Genomic DNA, 17845 nt, shown 5'->3' with positions numbered 1-17845 from the left:
ATTATTGAAAGTCTTCGGTTAAAGGATGGTCTTCTTCGTCTTTAATAAGTTTGTGTTTGGACGCAATGGTTCCAAAAATGTAATACAGTCCCGGAATGATGATAACTCCAAAAATGGTTCCTATCAACATACCGCCTGCTGCTGCCGTACCAATGGTTCTGTTACCCAGCTTACCCGGTCCCGTTGCAAACATCAATGGAATCAGACCCGCAATGAATGCGAAAGATGTCATAAGGATAGGACGGAACCTTGCTTTGGCGCCTTCAAGCGCAGCCTGATAAACAGACATACCCCTGCTTTGACGATGCGCTGCAAACTCAACAATCAATACCGCATTTTTACCTAATAAGCCAATCAACATTACCATTGCAATCTGTGCATAGATATTATTTTCAAGGCCGAACAAACGTAGGAGGAAGAATGCCCCGAAAATACCTGCCGGTAATGAAAGTATTACAGACAACGGCAGAATAAAGCTCTCGTATTGCGCAGCAAGGATCAAATAAACGAAGCCAAGACAGATAATAAAGATATAGATAGCCGAATTACCCTGTGCAACCTCATCGGCAGATATACCTGCCCAGTCGATACCAAAGCCTCTCGGCAATGTTTTTTCTGCTACGTCTTTAATAACCTTGATGGCTTCACCGCTACTATGGCCTGCCGCAGCCGAACCGCTTATCTCGGATGAGTTATACATGTTATGCCTTGTGATTTCCGACAAGCCATATACCTTTTCCATTTTCATAAATGCTGAAAAAGGCACCATTTCATCTTTGTTGTTTTTTACATACAGCTTGAGAATGTCTTCCGGCAATGCCCTGTATTGTGCGGCAGCCTGCACAATTACCTTATACTGACGGCCAAATTTGATAAAGCTGATTTCATAGTTACTACCTACAAGTGTGGAAAGCGTATTCATTGCATTATCAATTGAAATGCCTTTTTGCTGGGCAAGATCATTATCCACCTTCAGCATGTACTGCGGGAAGCTGGCACTGTAGAAGCTAAATACCGAAGACAGTTCAGGCCGTTTATTCAACGCCTTCACAAAATCGTTATTTACCTGTTCCATTTTTTTATAATCGCCTGTCCCTGCTTTGTCCAATAAACGTAATTCAAACCCTCCGGCAGCGCCATAACCAGGTACGGCAGGCGGTTGGAAATATTCAATATTAGCACCTGCAATATCCTTGGTTTTTTCTTCCAGTTCATCAATGATTTCCTGTACGGAATGCTTGCGATCATTCCAGTTTTTAAGATTTATCAGACAAGTACCTGAATTGGAACCGGTACCTTCCGTAAGTATCTCGTAACCTGCCAATGCAGAAACCGATTGGACACCTTCCACATGCTCTGCAATCTTCTGAAGTTTTTCAGCTATAGCATTTGTTCTTTCCAGCGAAGAGCCCGGAGGTGTTTGAATGATGGCATAAAACATACCCTGATCTTCATTAGGAATAAAGCCCGATGGAACAGTTTTGTTCAGAATGAAAGTACCGATACCGAAAGCAATCAATAATCCGAATGTAAAAAACCTTCTGCCTGCAACGCGGCCTAACAAAGTCTGGTACTTGTCTGCAGAGCGATTGAACAAATTATTGAATCCGCCGATGAATCGGTTGACAGGTGTTTTCTTCTTTACTTTACCATGGTTATTTTTCAGGATAATGGCACAAAGAGCAGGCGTGAGTGTCAATGCCACAATACCTGAAAGAATAATAGCAGTAGCCATTGTAATGGAGAACTGCCTGTAGAACATACCCACCGGTCCCGGCATAAAGGCTACCGGAACAAATACTGCAGCCATCAGGAAGGTTATGGCAATAATAGCGCCTGCAATTTCCTTCATGGCTTTCTTTGTGGCCTTGCGCGGTTTAAGATGTTCTTCCTCCATCTTGGCATGCACCGCTTCAATAACTACAATGGCATCATCCACAACTACACCGATAGCGAGTACCAATGCGAATAAGGTAATAAGGTTAAGCGTAATGCCGAAAAATTGCATGAACATGAACGTACCGATAAGCGAAACAGGTACCGCCAGTGCAGGAATAATGGTAGAACGCCAATCACCCAGAAACAGGAATACTACAAGACCCACCAATATAAAGGCTTCTACCAAAGTGTGTATTACTTTTTCAATAGATGCATCCAGGAAGGACGAAACGTCATAGCTGATTTCATAATCCATTCCTTTAGGGAAAGTGGTTTTCTTGATTTCTTCCAGTTTGGCTTTTACATCCTTGATTACCTGACTCGCATTACTTCCGTAAGATTGTTTCAATACGATAGCCGCAGATGGCCTGCCGTTCAGGTTGGAATAAATATCGTACATCGAGCTTCCGAACTCCACATCAGCCACATCTTTCAGGCGAAGCAATTCACCATCAGGATTGGCTCTTACTATCACATTTTCATATTGTTCTTTTGTGGTGAACCGTCCTGAATATTTCAGCACATATTCAAATGTCTGGGATCGTTTACCGGAGCTTTCACCCGTCTTACCGGGCGAAGCTTCAAGACTTTGGGAGCTTAATGCTTCCATTACTTCGTCGGCAGATATTTTATAAGCCAGCATACGGTCAGGTTTCAGCCAGATACGCATAGCATAGTCACGGTTACCCAGGATGTCGGCAAAGCCTACCCCGTTTACCCTTTTCAGCTCTGACAAAAGGTTGATGTCGGCAAAGTTGTACAAGAACTTTTGATCAGTATGCGGATCCTTACTGTACAAGTTGACGTACATCAACATATTGGATTCTTCACGGGTAATCTTAACCCCTTCACGAACCACTAACGGCGGCAACTTGTTTACCACCGATGCTACACGGTTTTGAACGTTTAATGCAGCCTGGTTGGGATCTGTACCAAGATTAAATACAATCTGGATGCTTGCCTCACCATCATTACCGGCATCAGATGCCATATACTTCATCCCGGGTACGCCATTCAGCGCTCTTTCGAGTGGAATAACCACCGCTTTAATCATCAGCTCACCGTTGGCACCCGGATAATCGGCTGTTACGTTTACTTTAGGCGGAGAGATGGAGGGGAACTGTGTTACCGGCAAATTGGTAATTGCCAGCACACCAAGAAAAACTATTATCAGCGAAATAACGATTGATAAAACCGGCCGCTGTATGAATTTACTGAACATTGAAATTATTATTTAGATAATGTCATCAAACCATTTCTGTAGGTAGTGATTTCGACAAGCTAAGCTTGCCGAAATGATACTTATATAATGACATTTATTATTATGAACTAAAAAACTTCTATTCTGCTTTTAAGCGTAACTGGGAAATAACTTCCGCCGGTTTTTGATAATCGTATCGGATTGTATCGTCGTCTTTTACTTTCTGAACGCCTTCAAGTAATATTTTGTCATTCTCCTGAAGACCGCTTTCAACAACATACAAATCCGGCATTTCACCTGTAATGATAATTGCCTTTGAATGAACCACATTTTTATCGTCCACTACAAAAACATATTTTTTATCCTGAATCTCGTAAGTAGATTTCTGCGGGATAATCAAAGCATTCTTCACAGGAATAAGCATTTGTACTTTACCGGTTTCACCGTGTTTCAAAAGCTTGTTGGGGTTTGGAAATTTGGCACGGAAAGCGATGTTACCTGTTTCGCTGTCGAATTCACTTTCTATGGTTTCAACCTCTCCCGGACTGGACAATACCTCTCCGTTAGCTAATAATAAGTTTACTTTATTATCGCCCCTACCCTTAACATTGGTTTCGTAGTTAAGATATTCGGGTTCGGAAAGATTGAAATAAGCAAACATCTGGCTGTTGTCTGAAAGCGTAGTCAGCAATTCACCTTCATCAATCAGGCTACCCAGCTTTTTGGGAATACGGTCAATAGTGCCGTCAAACGGAGCCTTGATTTCGGTAAAGGAAAGATGCAGCTTTGCAAGTGATATTTCTGCTCTTGCCTGATCCAGTTTTGCCTGAGCAACAGCCTGCTCATTTTTGGAAACGATATTTTTATCTGCCAGAGTTTTGGCATTTTGCAATTCTATTTCTGCAGCCTTGGCTTCTGCCTGCGCCTTCAGCAATTCAGCTTCGTAAAGTTTCGGCATAATGCGGAACATAACTTGCCCTGCTTTTACGAACTGGCCTTCATCCACATAAATATTTTGGAGATAGCCTTTTTCCTGTGCCCTGATTTCAATATTACGCACAGACCGTATCTGAGCCACATACTCTTTGATAAAAGCAGTATCGGTTTTTAAAGGACTGGTAACGGTGTATTTACCAATTTCCTCTTTTTCTTCTTTCTTAGAAGTACAACTTGTTTGGTACACAAGAGCAAGAATGCCTGTGAACATGACAATTTTATTCATGATTTTTAAAATAGATATTTAACTATTGGAATGCCAGAAAAAGCAAAGATATTGCTTGATATATAAAAAATATCAGTTTGGCACGAAAACCAGAATATTCCAGCAATGATAAAAGATTATATAACCTTATAATTATGCTATGCAGGCATTCTTCCGCCAACTGATACTTGAAGAAATCAGATTCTTAATACGCCTTGTAAAATGTATTTGTGTGAGGCTTGTCCCAAAAAGGACGGAGGGTTTCTATAACAATTGTGATAATAATTCAGAATAGAATGATAAGGAACACTCGCATAGCACATAGCCATCATCTTGAATTGCTGTGCAAGAAAAGAATCGTCTGAAAGATTATCATTAACATCATCATCGCTAACGACGTGTTCTTCCTCCGAATCCCAATCCGTATCTGTAAAGAGAGAATAGTCTGAATTTGTAAATTTTGCTTTTTGTGGCTTTTGAGTATGGTGGGTGTAATTACCACCTTGTACAGCCATAGATATATAAGTATTACCTCTCGACAGGAGGAAACATAAAGACATGAAAAATACGGCTAATCTCATTTGCGCGCCAAAGCTATGACAAAGATTTAGAGGGAAAAAAAAATCATGTGTTTTAACAAGTAAAAAAAAGGTTAACACTGATATTTTCAAGAAAGCTTTTTGAAAATATCAAGTTTGTTCATTGGTATTTTGACTTTAAAAACTTAATAGTTTCGATCATTAAAGCAGTCAATGCTTCTTTATTTATATCCGATAATTTTTTGACATAAATACAGGCTTTTCCCATTTTAAATTTACCCAGACTTTTCAATAAATGTTCGTGTTCTTCCAGGCCGGTGAATATATAAAGCGAAATAGCTGCCTTGCGTGGAGAGAAACCAATTAATGGCGCGTCTCCTTCATGCCCGCTTGCATATTTATAATGATACTGACCGAAACCAATAATGCTTGGTCCCCACATTTTAGCATGGAATCCGGATACATGTTGCATCAGTTTCAGAAGTTCAAAGCTATCATCCCGTTTTTGTTCGCTGTCTGCAAACGTATTTATAAATCCAGGAACGCTATTATCAGTTTCCGTTGTTTTATTTTTTGCCATGCCAGAATTATTTAACACCAAAGATAAATTGACTATTTGCAAATTAATAGTAAAGCTTATATAACACGTCTAACGGGCTATGCATTTCTGCAGGATGTTTTTAATTGCCTTGTACTATCTCAAATGCCTGACAGGTTAGAGATCCTTGACCTTTAGTATATTGGAAATATATTTGCCAGATTTCCATAATTCATCTTTCAGACTTTCTTTATTAGTCTATTTTGCCATTAACAATATAAATGTTTCCTGTAACATGTGGTAGTTATAAAATGTTATTTGTATTTATCCATTGTATGTTATACAGCTAATTACAAACAAATATAAGGCTTCCAGGAGAATGCGTAATTACCACCAAAATAAAATTCAGGTGTTTTTACGCATTTTAATTTTATGACAACTTTATAGTTTTACATCACAAATTTTAACACCCTCTTTTAACCAAAACCAAACCAAAACCAAAAATCATGGCAAGCTATCCATTAGAAGCTCAAATCCACAGCTTATCCCTTATTTCAAATGCAGCATTCGATCTGCAGGAATCCTCTTATGATCAATTGCAAACAGTGACTACAACCATCGTCACAAATTGCCTTGCTGATCTCATTATTCAGGGTTGCATCGGCGACTGGACAATTGTATGGGGACCGAAAGTATTTACAAACAATCAGACTGCGGCAAAAGTAGTGGCCGACAATACAATGATGCTGGTTTATAATCAATCATCAAACCAATTTGTTGTAGGTATTGCAGGCACAAATGCAGTGTCTATGTATGGCTGGTTCCAGGAAGACTTTGGCGTCAATACCTTAGTTGAATGGAGCAAGATTGTAAACAAGAATATAAACATACCTGTGGTTTTCGTACCTGTAATTGCGGGTGGTACATACCTGGGTTTACAGAATCTGTTGGCCATGGAGGTTTCAGGTGTCACTATGCTTTCTGCGTTGAATACTTATGTTCAGGAAAACAAAATTACAGGCGCTACTGTAAATGTGGCTGGCCACAGCCTTGGCGGTGCACTTACTCCGGTAATGGCAATGTATATGCAGGATACACAAGCCACATGGAATACCGTTTCCGGCAGTATAACTACTATTGCTGCATGGCCTACCGCCGGACCAACTCCCGGTAATGTTGACTTCGCAACTTATGTTGCAAAACACATGGGCGCAAACTATGTAAGCAGATATAACCCTATTGATGTAGTACCGCAAGCGTGGATGTATTCGTCTATGGAAAATATTCCGGGTATATACCCTCAAATTCAGGCTCCCGAGCCTCAGGCGCCTTATTATACCACTATGGGTTTATTGACATTAAGTGCTAATCTTCGTGCCATTAATACATCAGACGGGATTCGCACAGACTACCAGCAAATCCAACCTTGGAATCAATTGACCGGATGTCAATTTGATACAAATACAGATAATACTGCAAAAATTGAAGCAAACGTTTTGAATGTATATGCCACTGGCAATTTGGCTCCATACAAGCCTTATTTCAAAGCATTTTACGAATTTATCTGTCAGTTGGGTTATCAGCATACTACTGCATACAATGATCCATTGGGCATTACAGCAGTAGCAGCTGAAATGAAAATTGTTAAACAAAACGCTACCAACGAAACGGATGATGTAAGAAGGGTTAACAATATCTCTGCAGCGCTTTCTAAATACTACGGCATGAGCAATATTAATGTTGCATCACTTGCTGCTGCGCAAACTCAAACTGCCTCACAAGAAGCTGAAGCAGTTGCTTAATTATTGAATTTATATTTTGAAGTAAGCCGGATAACTTTGCTATCCGGCTTATTTTATTTACTTCACGTAATTAGTTGTCTTTCGTTATGTGATTATTGACTGCTACAAGGCCTTTATAAAATCTTATTATGGAGGCATTTAATAATTACCATACTGAAATACCTTTTCTGATTTGGTGGATTCATCCACATGATATTACCTTTGCCTAACAGTGTTAAATAGTTTAAAGCTGAAATAAAAATATCATGGCAAGCAAGGACCGCATATTGCGTTTGAAGGAAGAGACAAGAGCCAATATATTAGACGCTGCCCTTAAAATTGGTAAAAAAGAGGGTTGGCAGGCATTGAGCATGCGTAAAATTGCAGATGAGATTGAATATACCGCACCAATTATTTACGAGTACTTTTCAAACAAAGACGACCTGTTGTCGGAGGTTACTAAAAAAGGCTATACATTATTATCGGTAAAAATGCAGGAGGCAAAAGCTAAGCACCGTTTACCGGCCAAACAATTGCAGGCAATGTGGATGGCTTACTGGAATTTTGCTTTTGCCGAAAAAGAATATTATCAGCTCATGTTTGGTGTGGAAATAAATTGCTGTGTTACACAACAGACTTTGGGTGATGACATTATAAGCCCTGCTGACCTGATATGGGACGTTATTGTTGAACTTACAAAAGATAAGGAGCCTACCGAGGACGAGATTTGTAAATGGTACTATACATTCTGGTCTGTGGTGCACGGGTTAATTTCAATCAACATTGTACGTCAGGGTGTTTCAGACGAAATTAATCAGCAAGTGCTTTCAGATGCCATTTCGGGCATTATTAATAACATTTCCGCTTAATTTTTTTCATTTTAATTTAACATCGTTAAAAAACAGTACATCAATATAACAAACATCTTATCAGTTCATTGCAACCGGTATAAATAATTCTTAAGAAGAGCTTCTCCATTATACTCACAATAACCAATCGAAATTGAAACTATCAGAATTTTAGCACGAACACAGGATCTTTTTGCATTTTCATTTAACACCATTAAATAATTAAACATTGTTATGAAATCATTACCATTAATCGCATTATTATTTATAATTAGTTGCACAAGCAAGCCTACAGCAGAGGTAGCTACCCTACCTACGGCTCAAACTATCACAATTCAAAACTCGGATGCCACAACAGATCAGGATTATACGGCTACTTTAGAAGGAAAAACAAATGTTGAAATAAGGCCACAGGTCTCCGGTATTTTAGATAAAGTATATGTTGACGAAGGGGCTTATGTAAAAGCCGGACAGCCATTATTTAAAATTAATGACAGACCATTCAGAGAAGCGGTAACTAATGCAGACGCTAATTTAAACGCAGCTGAAGCTACCATCCAGAATGCGCAGATTGAAATAGACAGGCTTACTCCTTTGGTTGCAAATAAAGTTATTTCAGATGTACAACTAAGGGCGGCCCAATCAAGTTATGCAGTTGCGAAAGCAAATGCTGCAAGAGCAAGAGCTATGCTGGCAGATGCAAGAATAAGCCTTGGTTACACAACTATAACGGCTCCTGTAAATGGTTATATAGGAAGGTTACCTAAGAAACAAGGCTCATTGGTTGCTGCTACAGATCCGGATCCACTTACATTGTTATCCGATGTGCACGAAATATTTGCTTATTTCTCCTTAAGTGAAAATGACTTTATCAAGTTTAAGAATGACTATGAAGGCAATACTTTGGAAGAAAAGCTTAAAAACCTTCCTGCTGTATCATTAGTACTTGCTGATAATTCGGTTTATCAGGAAGAAGGAAAAATTGATATGGTAGATGGACAGTTTGACAAACAGACCGGCGCCATTACTTTGAGAGCTGTGTTTCCAAATCAGAACGGACTGATAAGATCCGGAAACACAGGTAAGATACGTTTATATCAAAATCACTCAAACTCATTGCTGATACCACAGGCGTCGACACTGGAGGTACAGGATAAGGTGTTTGTTTTCAAAGTAAGTAAAGACAATAAACTTACTAAACAGGCTATTCAGATTCTTGGTAAAAGCGGAGATTACTACCTTGTTTCTGACGGTGTTCAGAGTGGAGATATGATTGTTTATAATGGTCTGGACAAGTTACAGGATGGCAGTACTATTAAACCTGAACCTGTAAAAGCTGCTACTGCAGAAAAACTTAGTCTGAAATAAAAGCAAAGCCCTGATAAGGCCATAGCGAAATAAGAATAAATATATAGTAAACTGAAACGCCTTGTTATAGCGCGTTGAGGGAAGGCATTGCCTGAAAATTAAAAATCCAAATAACCAATAACATCAATCCAATGTTTAAAAAATTCATTGAAAGACCAGTCCTGGCAACGGTTATATCCATATTGCTGGTGATACTCGGTATTTTAGGTTTGACCAGATTACCTTTACAAAAGTTCCCGGACATTGCGCCTCCTGCCGTACAAGTAACGGCATTGTATCCCGGCGCAAATGCCGAAACCGTTCTGAGATCGGTAGCGCCTTCGCTGGAAGAATCGATAAATGGCGTAGAGAACATGTTGTATATGAGTTCTACAGCCAGTAACGACGGTTCATTAGTGATTACCGTTTATTTCAAACTGGGTACAAACCCTGATCAGGCAGCAGTAAACGTACAAAACAGAGTGGCACAAGCTACCGCACAATTACCATCAGAAGTTGTACAGGCGGGTATTTCTACCTCTAAACAACAAAACAGTCTGATTATGGTAATGGACATGTACAGTGATGATCCAAAGAATTATGACCAGACATTTTTAGCCAACTATGCACAAATAAATATTATACCTGAAATAAAAAGAATTCCGGGTGTAGGCCAGGCTATGATTTTTGGAGGCAGTAAGGATTATTCGATGCGTGTATGGCTGAATCCCACCCAAATGGCAGCTTATAATCTTACTCCTAAAGAAGTAGTAGCCGCAATTCAGGATAAAAGTCTTGAGGCGGCACCCGGAAGATTTGGAGAAAGCAGCAAAGAAGCTTTTGAATATGTAATCAAATACAAAGGAAAACTCAATAAGCCTGTAGATTACGAAAATATTGTTATTCGTTCCAATCCTGATGGCTCCATGCTTCATCTAAAAGATGTGGCTAAGGTAGAATTAGGCGCTTACACCTATGGCAATTTTACGCGTGTCAACGGAAAGCCCGGTATTAATATTGCTATGTTTCAGTTAGCAGGTTCCAATGCAAATGAAATTCAGATTCAGGTAGCAAAATTGATGGAAAAGGCCTCCAAAAGCTTTCCTAAAGGCGTTAAGTACCTTAAACTGTACAATACTAAAGACACTTTGGATCAATCTATCGATCAGGTAAAGCATACTTTGGTTGAAGCGTTTATACTTGTTTTTCTGGTAGTGTTCCTGTTTCTTCAGGATTTCCGCTCTACCCTCATCCCGGCAATTGCAGTTCCGGTTGCCATTTTGGGTACTTTCTTCTTCATGACATTATTAGGGTTTTCTATTAATCTTCTGACATTATTTGCATTGGTATTAGCAATCGGTATTGTGGTGGACGATGCCATTGTGGTAGTGGAGGCGGTGCATGCCAAAATGGAACACAAGCGGCTTCCGCCAAAAGAAGCTACTATTTCAGCCATGAGTGAAATCAGCAATGCTATTATTTCAATAACCCTTGTAATGTCAGCAGTATTCCTTCCGGTAGGTTTCATGGAAGGTTCTACGGGTGTATTTTACAGGCAATTTGCCTTTACGCTTGCCATTGCTATTGTTATTTCAGCAGTAAATGCATTGACATTGAGTCCCGCATTGGCAGCATTGTTTTTGAAAGAACCAAAACATTCAGGAGAAAATGGCGAACAGAAAAAAGCTTCATTTAAAGAGAAATTCTTTATCGGCTTTAATTCAGGTTTTGACAAACTAACTAAAAAATACCTTGGTGCTTTACGCTTCCTGATTAAGTTTAAATGGTTAAGCATGGCCGGATTGAGCATTGTATTAATCGCGACCATTTTCATGATTAAACGTACACCAACCGGATTTATTCCTTCGGAAGACCAAGGGTTCATTGCAATCTCAATGTCTATGCCGGCAGGTGCTTCCTTAGAAAGGACTACAGAAATCATTAAACAGGTGGAAGCAATATTGGATCCTTTGAAATCGAAAGAAACATTAATGGGATTGTCCGGATTTAATATGCTGACCCAATCATCAAGCCCATCTTCAGGTGTAGCTTTTGTATTATTAAAACCTGCAAAAGAAAGAGGACCAATAAAAGACATTAATGATATTATGGGTGAGGTTAATGGTAAATTAGCAGCCATTAAAGATGCCAGTTTCTTTGTCTTTACTTTCCCTACCGTACCGGGTTTCAGTAATGTGGAAGGATTGGATTTTGTGTTACAAGATAAGACGGCAGGATCACTACAAAAATTCAGTAATGTAACCAATGAGTTCATTGGGGCATTGATGAAACGTAAAGAAATTGCGTTTGCGTTTACAGCCTTTAAAGCCGATTTCCCACAATTAGAGATGGAAATTGACAATGAAAAAGCAGAACAGTTAGGAGTGAGCGTAAAAGACTTGTTACAAACAATGCAAGCGTACTTTGGCAGTACACAAGCCGGTGATTTCAATCGCTTTGGTAAATATTACAGGGTAATGATTCAGGCAGATAAAGAAAATCGTGATGCACCGGAATCGATGAATGGAATTTATGTGAAAAATAGAACAGGTGAAATGGTTCCTGTAAATTCATTAATCTCATTAAGACGTGTATATGGCTCTGAAAGCGCTTCCCGCTATAATTTATTTAACTCCATTGGCATCAATGCGATGACAGCTAAGGGCTATAGCTCAGGTGACGCTATTAAAGCAGTTGAAGAAGTTGCAGCACAGTCATTGCCAGCAGGCTATGGATATGAATTTAACGGTATGACCAGAGAAGAAATAGCTTCAGGCGGACAGTCGACAGTTATATTTTTGTTGAGCTTATTATTTGTTTATTTCCTTTTGGCAGCACAATATGAAAGTTACCTGCTTCCGCTTGCTGTTATCCTTTCCATACCTACAGGCATCTTTGGCGTATTTCTTGCCATCGGACTTTCAGGAATAGAAAATAACATTTATGTACAGGTTGCCCTTGTAATGCTCATTGGTTTGTTGGCTAAAAATGCCATCCTGATTACAGAGTTTGCCGTACAAAGGCGTAAAAGCGGGAAAACATTGTTGTCTGCTGCAATAGAAGCCGCAAAATTGAGATTGAGGCCGATTATCATGACTTCACTTGCATTTGTTGTAGGTCTTATACCTATGATGACAGATAATGGCCCTTCTGCTTTGGGAAACCATTCTATAAGTATTGGTGCAGCCGGTGGTATGATTAGCGGCGTTGTACTCGGCCTTTTCATAATCCCTGTATTGTTTATCATTTTCCAATCTCTGCAGGAAAAGGTAAGCCCCACAACAAAAGCACAAATATTAAAAAACCAAGAACTTAAAATTTTATCTGATGTCAGCCTTTCTTCCAATTAAAACAATAGGGTTGGCTATCGTAACGGCACTTACGATAACAGCCTGCAAAATATCCAAAGACGTTATAATTACCGATCCTAACGTGCCAACCGTTTTCAGGAATGATTTAAATGAAAATCAGGATAGCAGTAGCATTGCAGATCTTTCTATTCATGATTTTTTTAAGGATACAATATTGCAAACGCTTATAACTTCTGCTTTAGAACAGAATTACGATATGCAGATTGCCCTGAAAAATATTGAAGCGTCTGATTTGCTTTTTAAACAGGTAAAATGGAATTATCTTCCCGATTTATCCTTGCAGGTTAATGCAGCGTCCAACAGGCCTTCTGATAACAGTCTGAATGGTTTAAGTGCACAGAGCTTTCTGAAAACGAATCATATTGAAGATTATACTGCAAGCCTTAACTTGTCGTGGGAAGCAGATATATGGGGTAAGATCAAAAACCAGAAACAAGCAGCGCTTGCAGCTTACCTGCAAACACAGGAAGCCCGAAAAGCAATACAGACAAGCCTTGTGTCAAATGTGGCGAAAGGATATTATAATCTGCTGATGCTTGACGCGCAACTGGAAGCTGTGAAAAAGAATGTAGCCTTAAATGACAGTACTGTCAGAATTGTACAATTACAATTTGAATCAGGACAAGTTACGGCATTGGCAGTTGAACAGGCAAAAAGCCAGAAAATTGCAGCTCAACAGTTGATACCTAAACTGGAACAGGATATTTTGTTGCAGGAAAATGCATTGAGCATACTTACAGGGCAATTACCTGCTGAAGTAAGAAGAGCTCATTTCGCTGAAAGTATAAAAGCTACATCAAAGTACAATACCGGGTTTCCTGCGGATATATTGAAACGCAGGCCGGATGTGAGAAATGCCGAACTTAATCTTACGATTGCAAATGCCAGAGTCGGAATTTCAAAAGCAAATATGTATCCTGCACTCAGAATAACGGCTTCAGGCGGTACCAATGCTTTCAAAGCAAGTAACTGGTTTAATATTCCGGCTTCTTTATTTGGTATGGTTTCCGGCAGCCTGGTGCAACCGTTGCTAAACAAAAAATACCTCAAGACCCAATTTGAAGTAGCAAAAGTTGACAGGGAAAAACAAGTGTTGTTTTTCAGGCAAACTGTTTTAACTGCTGTTGGAGATGTATCAGATGCGTTGGCGAAAGTGGATAAACTATCTGAACAATACACTTATGCCTTAGATAGAAATACAGTTCTGCAAAAAGCTATCAGCAATGCAAATTATTTATTTCAAAGTGGTATGGCTAATTACCTCGAAGTATTGACAGCACAAAGCAATGCCCTGCAAAATGACCTGGATATTGCCAGTATCAAGAGAGATCAGTTGATGGCGGATGTCGATTTATATCGTTCATTAGGCGGCGGTTTAAAATAGGAGATTTAAATGTTTTTAAAAGTAATAAGGAGAGACACTTTCGTGTTTCTCCTTATTGCTTTTTTTGCAAAAATCTTTAAAGTTCGCCTTTATGGTATCTTCCTATTAATTCAATTTTTGTATTGATATGAAGTTTCCGGTAAATCTTTTTCACATGGAACCTGACCGTATCGTGTGAAACGGAAATCCGGTCTGCAATCATTTTATAACTAAGCCCATCTACAAGCCCTTGTACAATTTGTTTCTCTTTCTGGTTTAGCGGGTCTGAAACGCTTTGGCGTGGTGCAAAATATTCCAACACTTTCCGGGCGATAGAAGGACTCATATAACTTCCGCCGGATTGTACTTCCAGCACTGCTTTCTTTAATTCAGGCAGCGGTATATCTTTCATGACGTAGCCCGTTGCACCGGCACAGATAGATTTAAATATTTTTTCACTATTGCTTATTACCGTAAGCATTATGATGTCGATTTCCGGTGATTTTGTTTTTATTTTTTTAATACCATCAATGCCATTCATGCCTGGCAGATGAATGTCACTCAGTATAACATCAGGTTGAGAATGCATATTAAAAGTTTTAAAAAAGCTTTCCATGCAATCGTAGGCATTTACTTTGCTGAATTCTTCCTGCGTCTGAAAATATTCCAGATAATAATTTCTTATCTCATCAACATCTTCAATAATGGATAACTCCAGTTTTTTCATTTTGAGCAATATTTTAATGTTGCTTTATTTTTTTATCAGAAGAATTTAGCCTTTCCAAGTATTTCAACTATGAAATGATCGTTTTCGTTCTTTATGGTTGAAGAGGCATGTATTCTATCCGCTCTCATCTTAATGTTTCTTAACCCCTGCCCTTTATATGCCACCTTTTCATTTGCATTAAATCCGTTATTTTCTATTCTTAAAAGTAAACATTGATTATTGTAAATAAATGTTATATTTACTCGTGTTGCCTTGCTGTGCTTGACAATATTATTTATTGATTCTTTGAAAATGAGATAAAGTGCCTGCCGTTTCTCTGAAGAAATAATTTTTTTTGTACCCACCTCAATATCAAAAACTATTTCAATTGAAAGAGGCAACAACATTTCATCGGCATGTTCCCTTATACGATCTGCAAGATTTCCGGTAAAGTTATTGCGGGAATCAATAGTCCACAAAATATCATTCATAGAAGAAGCGGCGTAACGGCTTAATGAAGAGATTTTACTTAGCTTGGAAACATTTTGTTCCGGCGTATTTAAATTATGCCGCAGATTGTCGCTATTCATTGTTATCCTTGTCAACAGACTCCCGACGTCATCATGCAGATCACTTGCTATTCTTTCTCTCAGGTTAGATAGCTGCTTTAAATTCCGGATTTTCAAATAGAAAAAGTAACTGATTATAAGGCTTATTGCAATCAATATTAAAAGATAAAACCAGATAGTTTTATAGAATGATTTCAAAACTATTACTTCATAATGAATCTCATTCATTACCGGAGAACCGTGGCTATCCAAAGCTCTTATCTCTATCACATACATGCCGGAACCTAACCCGCTTAATTGAATAGAGTGCTGGTTATTTATAGTTACCCAATCTTCAATAAGTCCCTTTACACGATAACTAAATGTTACTTTCTCAGGATTGGAGTAATCTGACAAACCAAGGTTAATAATCAGAAAGTGATCCGAGGGATTAAGTGTAATCTCATTGTTCTTAAATGTAGGAAAAACATTGACATAAGCTTTCTGATTGTTATCCCATTTCGAAACTGTAGATGCAAAAAGTTTTGCATGTGGAGACGGTACATCCAGTTTATCGGGATTAAAAACATTAATGCCATTAACCGTACCAAAATATAAATTGTTTGTTCCGTTATCTGTCAAATAAGAATTACGGTTAAACTCATTCTCGGTTAGTCCGTCAGTGCCCGAAAAGAAATTTCTGAAAGCTTTTTGCTTAAAACTATATCTGCTTAATCCGTTATAGGTGCTTATCCATGCATAATCATTATGAAAGATTAATCCGTAAGTTGTATTATCGCTCAATCCCGATTTGGTATCCAGAACCGAAATATTTTTTCTTGTGTAGGAAAGCAGATTGATGCCACCGCCTTCAGTACAGATCCAGAGATTGCCACCTGCATCAAAGTCTGCAAAATTGGTGGTATTGGAAGACAGCGCAGGTCTTGTTGTAGTATTCAAATGCCAGATTTGTCCGTTTACATCATCTATTTCATAAATGCCATTGTTCGTGCACAATAAAGTTTTATCACCAGGCATCATCTTGATATATCTTATCTCAATGTTGTCATTTAGAAAATTCTTAATCTTATAAGGAAATAACGAATCGTTTTCAGGATTATAGATAACCAGGCCTGCATTTGTCCCTATCCATATTTTTCCGCTATCGTCTGATGTAATGGCAATGCTTCTGCCTATTTTACTTTTCAGACTGTAATCTTCTTTATAAAGACAGTCTTCTACTTTGCCTGTTTTCTTTTCTATCCTGAATATTCTTAATTGTTCTTCTACAAAATACAGATACTTCCCTTTGACATTTGTAAAGGCAAATGGTATCTGATCTCCGATCTTTATCCAATCCTTTTTTTTGTTATCGAAACGAAACAGGCCACTGTAAGTACCGGCATATTTATTTCCAAATTCGTCCATCACAAAAGAACGGATGCTGATTGTGGGGTATTGTAATAATTGCTTTTGAAAAAGATTCTTTTCATTGGTTACTTTTAAAAGACCTTTTGTAGAACCTACCCAAATAATATTATCATCATCAATATAAAAGGATTTATAGATCCTGCCGGGATAAATATCATAAAGAATATGTTCAACAGTCAGGCTATTGAAATCAATTTTGTAAACACTGAATGGCCTGCAAAAAACATACACAATATTTCCGGCAAAAAATTTAATGGAAGCAACATTATGAATCTCATGAATTTGGCTCAGGAAAAATTTTAAAGAATCATTTTTGATATTGATGTTATATACTTGTTGTTCCGTTGCTGTATGAAATGAAACAAGACTATCCTGAATATCAATGTCAGGGAAATTTCTGACAATATTTCTTATATCCGATAAGATCCTTTTGCCGAATGAGTATTCATATACAGGCCCTATCGATGACATTGAAATAACCAATGCGTTACCATCTATTCTTAGCCTGGAAGGATAAATCTGTTTGTTGTTGTCTGCGGCAGGTATATTTGCAATAATATTTATCTTTCCGGAAGGCGTTATTTCCAGTATTTCACCATCTTTATAACTTGCAAAAACACGGTTGTCTTCCAGCAACAGTAAGTCTGTAACGGAATTGTTATACCATTTGTTGCCATTGCCAATCATTTCAACATTAAATGAGCTGCAACGAATTTTATATAAACCCTTTTCTGTAGCCAGCCATAATAGATCACGGGAATTATCATAGATCATTTTGTTGATGGTGACACGGTTAATGGTACTCTGACCCAACAAACCTTTAAATTCATATCCATCATAAACGCAAAGGCCCGACTGGGTACCGATCCACATAAGGCCTCTGTTGTCTTTACAGATACCATTAATACATCTGTCCGGCAATCCTGCGCCCTGGCTGATTTCTATTATTGCGGCATTACAGGGAACAAGTAATGAAATCAACGTTATGGTCAGTAAGTATTGCAAAAAATGCCTCATATTATCATTTTAAATG

11 protein-coding genes are annotated in these 17845 nt (G+C 38.5%); 5 read left to right on the top strand and 6 right to left on the bottom strand.

Annotated features, from left to right (window positions below; genetic code table 11):
* Position 1: 1 nt before the first annotated feature.
* From F0919_RS16470 to F0919_RS16455, 4 genes are all read right to left on the bottom strand, one after another.
* Positions 2–3160 (bottom strand): efflux RND transporter permease subunit, encoded by a 3159-nt coding sequence (locus F0919_RS16470; protein WP_150033887.1) that lies wholly within the window; start codon positions 3158–3160, stop codon positions 2–4.
* Positions 3161–3278: 118 nt separating this feature from the next.
* Positions 3279–4361 (bottom strand): efflux RND transporter periplasmic adaptor subunit, encoded by a 1083-nt coding sequence (locus F0919_RS16465; RefSeq protein ID WP_150033886.1) that lies wholly within the window; start codon positions 4359–4361, stop codon positions 3279–3281.
* 176 nt (positions 4362–4537) lie between these two features.
* Positions 4538–4921, bottom strand: a complete 384-nt coding sequence (locus F0919_RS16460) for a hypothetical protein (protein WP_150033885.1) — start codon at positions 4919–4921, stop codon at positions 4538–4540.
* 118 nt (positions 4922–5039) lie between these two features.
* Complete coding sequence (locus F0919_RS16455) at positions 5040–5459, bottom strand: DUF1801 domain-containing protein (RefSeq protein WP_150033884.1); 420 nt, start codon at positions 5457–5459, stop codon at positions 5040–5042.
* A 464-nt stretch (positions 5460–5923) separates the two neighbouring features.
* On the opposite strand from F0919_RS16455, the gene F0919_RS16450 reads away from it, so the two are divergent.
* The 5 genes from F0919_RS16450 to F0919_RS16430 all read left to right on the top strand — a co-directional run bounded on the left by F0919_RS16450 (position 5924) and on the right by F0919_RS16430 (position 14148).
* Positions 5924–7219 carry a lipase family protein gene (locus F0919_RS16450; RefSeq protein ID WP_150033883.1) on the top strand — a complete coding sequence of 432 codons (1296 nt, stop codon included), beginning with the start codon at positions 5924–5926 and terminating at the stop codon, positions 7217–7219.
* A gap of 245 nt (positions 7220–7464) precedes the next feature.
* Positions 7465–8067 (top strand): TetR/AcrR family transcriptional regulator, encoded by a 603-nt coding sequence (locus F0919_RS16445; protein ID WP_150033882.1) that lies wholly within the window; start codon positions 7465–7467, stop codon positions 8065–8067.
* Positions 8068–8280: 213 nt separating this feature from the next.
* Entirely contained in the window at positions 8281–9414 is a 1134-nt protein-coding gene (locus tag F0919_RS16440; RefSeq protein WP_150033881.1) for an efflux RND transporter periplasmic adaptor subunit, read from the top strand.
* 131 nt (positions 9415–9545) lie between these two features.
* Positions 9546–12743: an efflux RND transporter permease subunit gene (locus F0919_RS16435; RefSeq protein WP_150033880.1), complete on the top strand. Its 3198-nt coding sequence runs from the start codon at positions 9546–9548 to the stop codon at positions 12741–12743.
* On the top strand, positions 12721–14148 hold the full coding sequence (locus tag F0919_RS16430) for an efflux transporter outer membrane subunit (protein WP_150033879.1): 1428 nt from the start codon (positions 12721–12723) through the stop codon (positions 14146–14148). Before F0919_RS16435 ends, F0919_RS16430 begins: the two co-directional genes overlap by 23 nt.
* A 76-nt stretch (positions 14149–14224) precedes the next feature.
* On the opposite strand, the gene F0919_RS16425 is transcribed toward F0919_RS16430, so the two are convergent.
* Both F0919_RS16425 and F0919_RS16420 read right to left on the bottom strand, forming a co-directional pair.
* Positions 14225–14854: a response regulator transcription factor gene (locus F0919_RS16425; protein WP_150033878.1), complete on the bottom strand. Its 630-nt coding sequence runs from the start codon at positions 14852–14854 to the stop codon at positions 14225–14227.
* 35 nt (positions 14855–14889) lie between these two features.
* On the bottom strand, positions 14890–17829 hold the full coding sequence (locus F0919_RS16420; RefSeq protein WP_150033877.1) for a ligand-binding sensor domain-containing protein: 2940 nt from the start codon (positions 17827–17829) through the stop codon (positions 14890–14892).
* Positions 17830–17845 lie beyond the last annotated feature (16 nt).

Origin of the sequence: Taibaiella lutea (genome assembly GCF_008629695.1) — a bacterium.
GTDB classification, from domain to species: domain Bacteria; phylum Bacteroidota; class Bacteroidia; order Chitinophagales; family Chitinophagaceae; genus Taibaiella; species Taibaiella lutea.
Note: the sequence above shows the minus strand (reverse complement) of the source record. Positions and strands in the feature narration are given on the sequence as shown.

Bases quoted from the DNA above. Each gene is read 5' to 3' on its own strand.
- F0919_RS16470 (WP_150033887.1), bottom strand. From the start codon at position 3,160: ATGTTCAGTAAATTCATACAGCGGCCGGTTTTATCAATCGTTATTTCG.
- F0919_RS16465 (WP_150033886.1), bottom strand. From the start codon at position 4,361: ATGAATAAAATTGTCATGTTCACAGGCATTCTTGCTCTTGTGTACCAA.
- F0919_RS16460 (WP_150033885.1), bottom strand. From the start codon at position 4,921: ATGAGATTAGCCGTATTTTTCATGTCTTTATGTTTCCTCCTGTCGAGA.
- F0919_RS16455 (WP_150033884.1), bottom strand. From the start codon at position 5,459: ATGGCAAAAAATAAAACAACGGAAACTGATAATAGCGTTCCTGGATTT.
- F0919_RS16450 (WP_150033883.1), top strand. From the start codon at position 5,924: ATGGCAAGCTATCCATTAGAAGCTCAAATCCACAGCTTATCCCTTATT.
- F0919_RS16445 (WP_150033882.1), top strand. From the start codon at position 7,465: ATGGCAAGCAAGGACCGCATATTGCGTTTGAAGGAAGAGACAAGAGCC.
- F0919_RS16440 (WP_150033881.1), top strand. From the start codon at position 8,281: ATGAAATCATTACCATTAATCGCATTATTATTTATAATTAGTTGCACA.
- F0919_RS16435 (WP_150033880.1), top strand. From the start codon at position 9,546: ATGTTTAAAAAATTCATTGAAAGACCAGTCCTGGCAACGGTTATATCC.
- F0919_RS16430 (WP_150033879.1), top strand. From the start codon at position 12,721: ATGTCAGCCTTTCTTCCAATTAAAACAATAGGGTTGGCTATCGTAACG.
- F0919_RS16425 (WP_150033878.1), bottom strand. From the start codon at position 14,854: ATGAAAAAACTGGAGTTATCCATTATTGAAGATGTTGATGAGATAAGA.
- F0919_RS16420 (WP_150033877.1), bottom strand. From the start codon at position 17,829: ATGAGGCATTTTTTGCAATACTTACTGACCATAACGTTGATTTCATTA.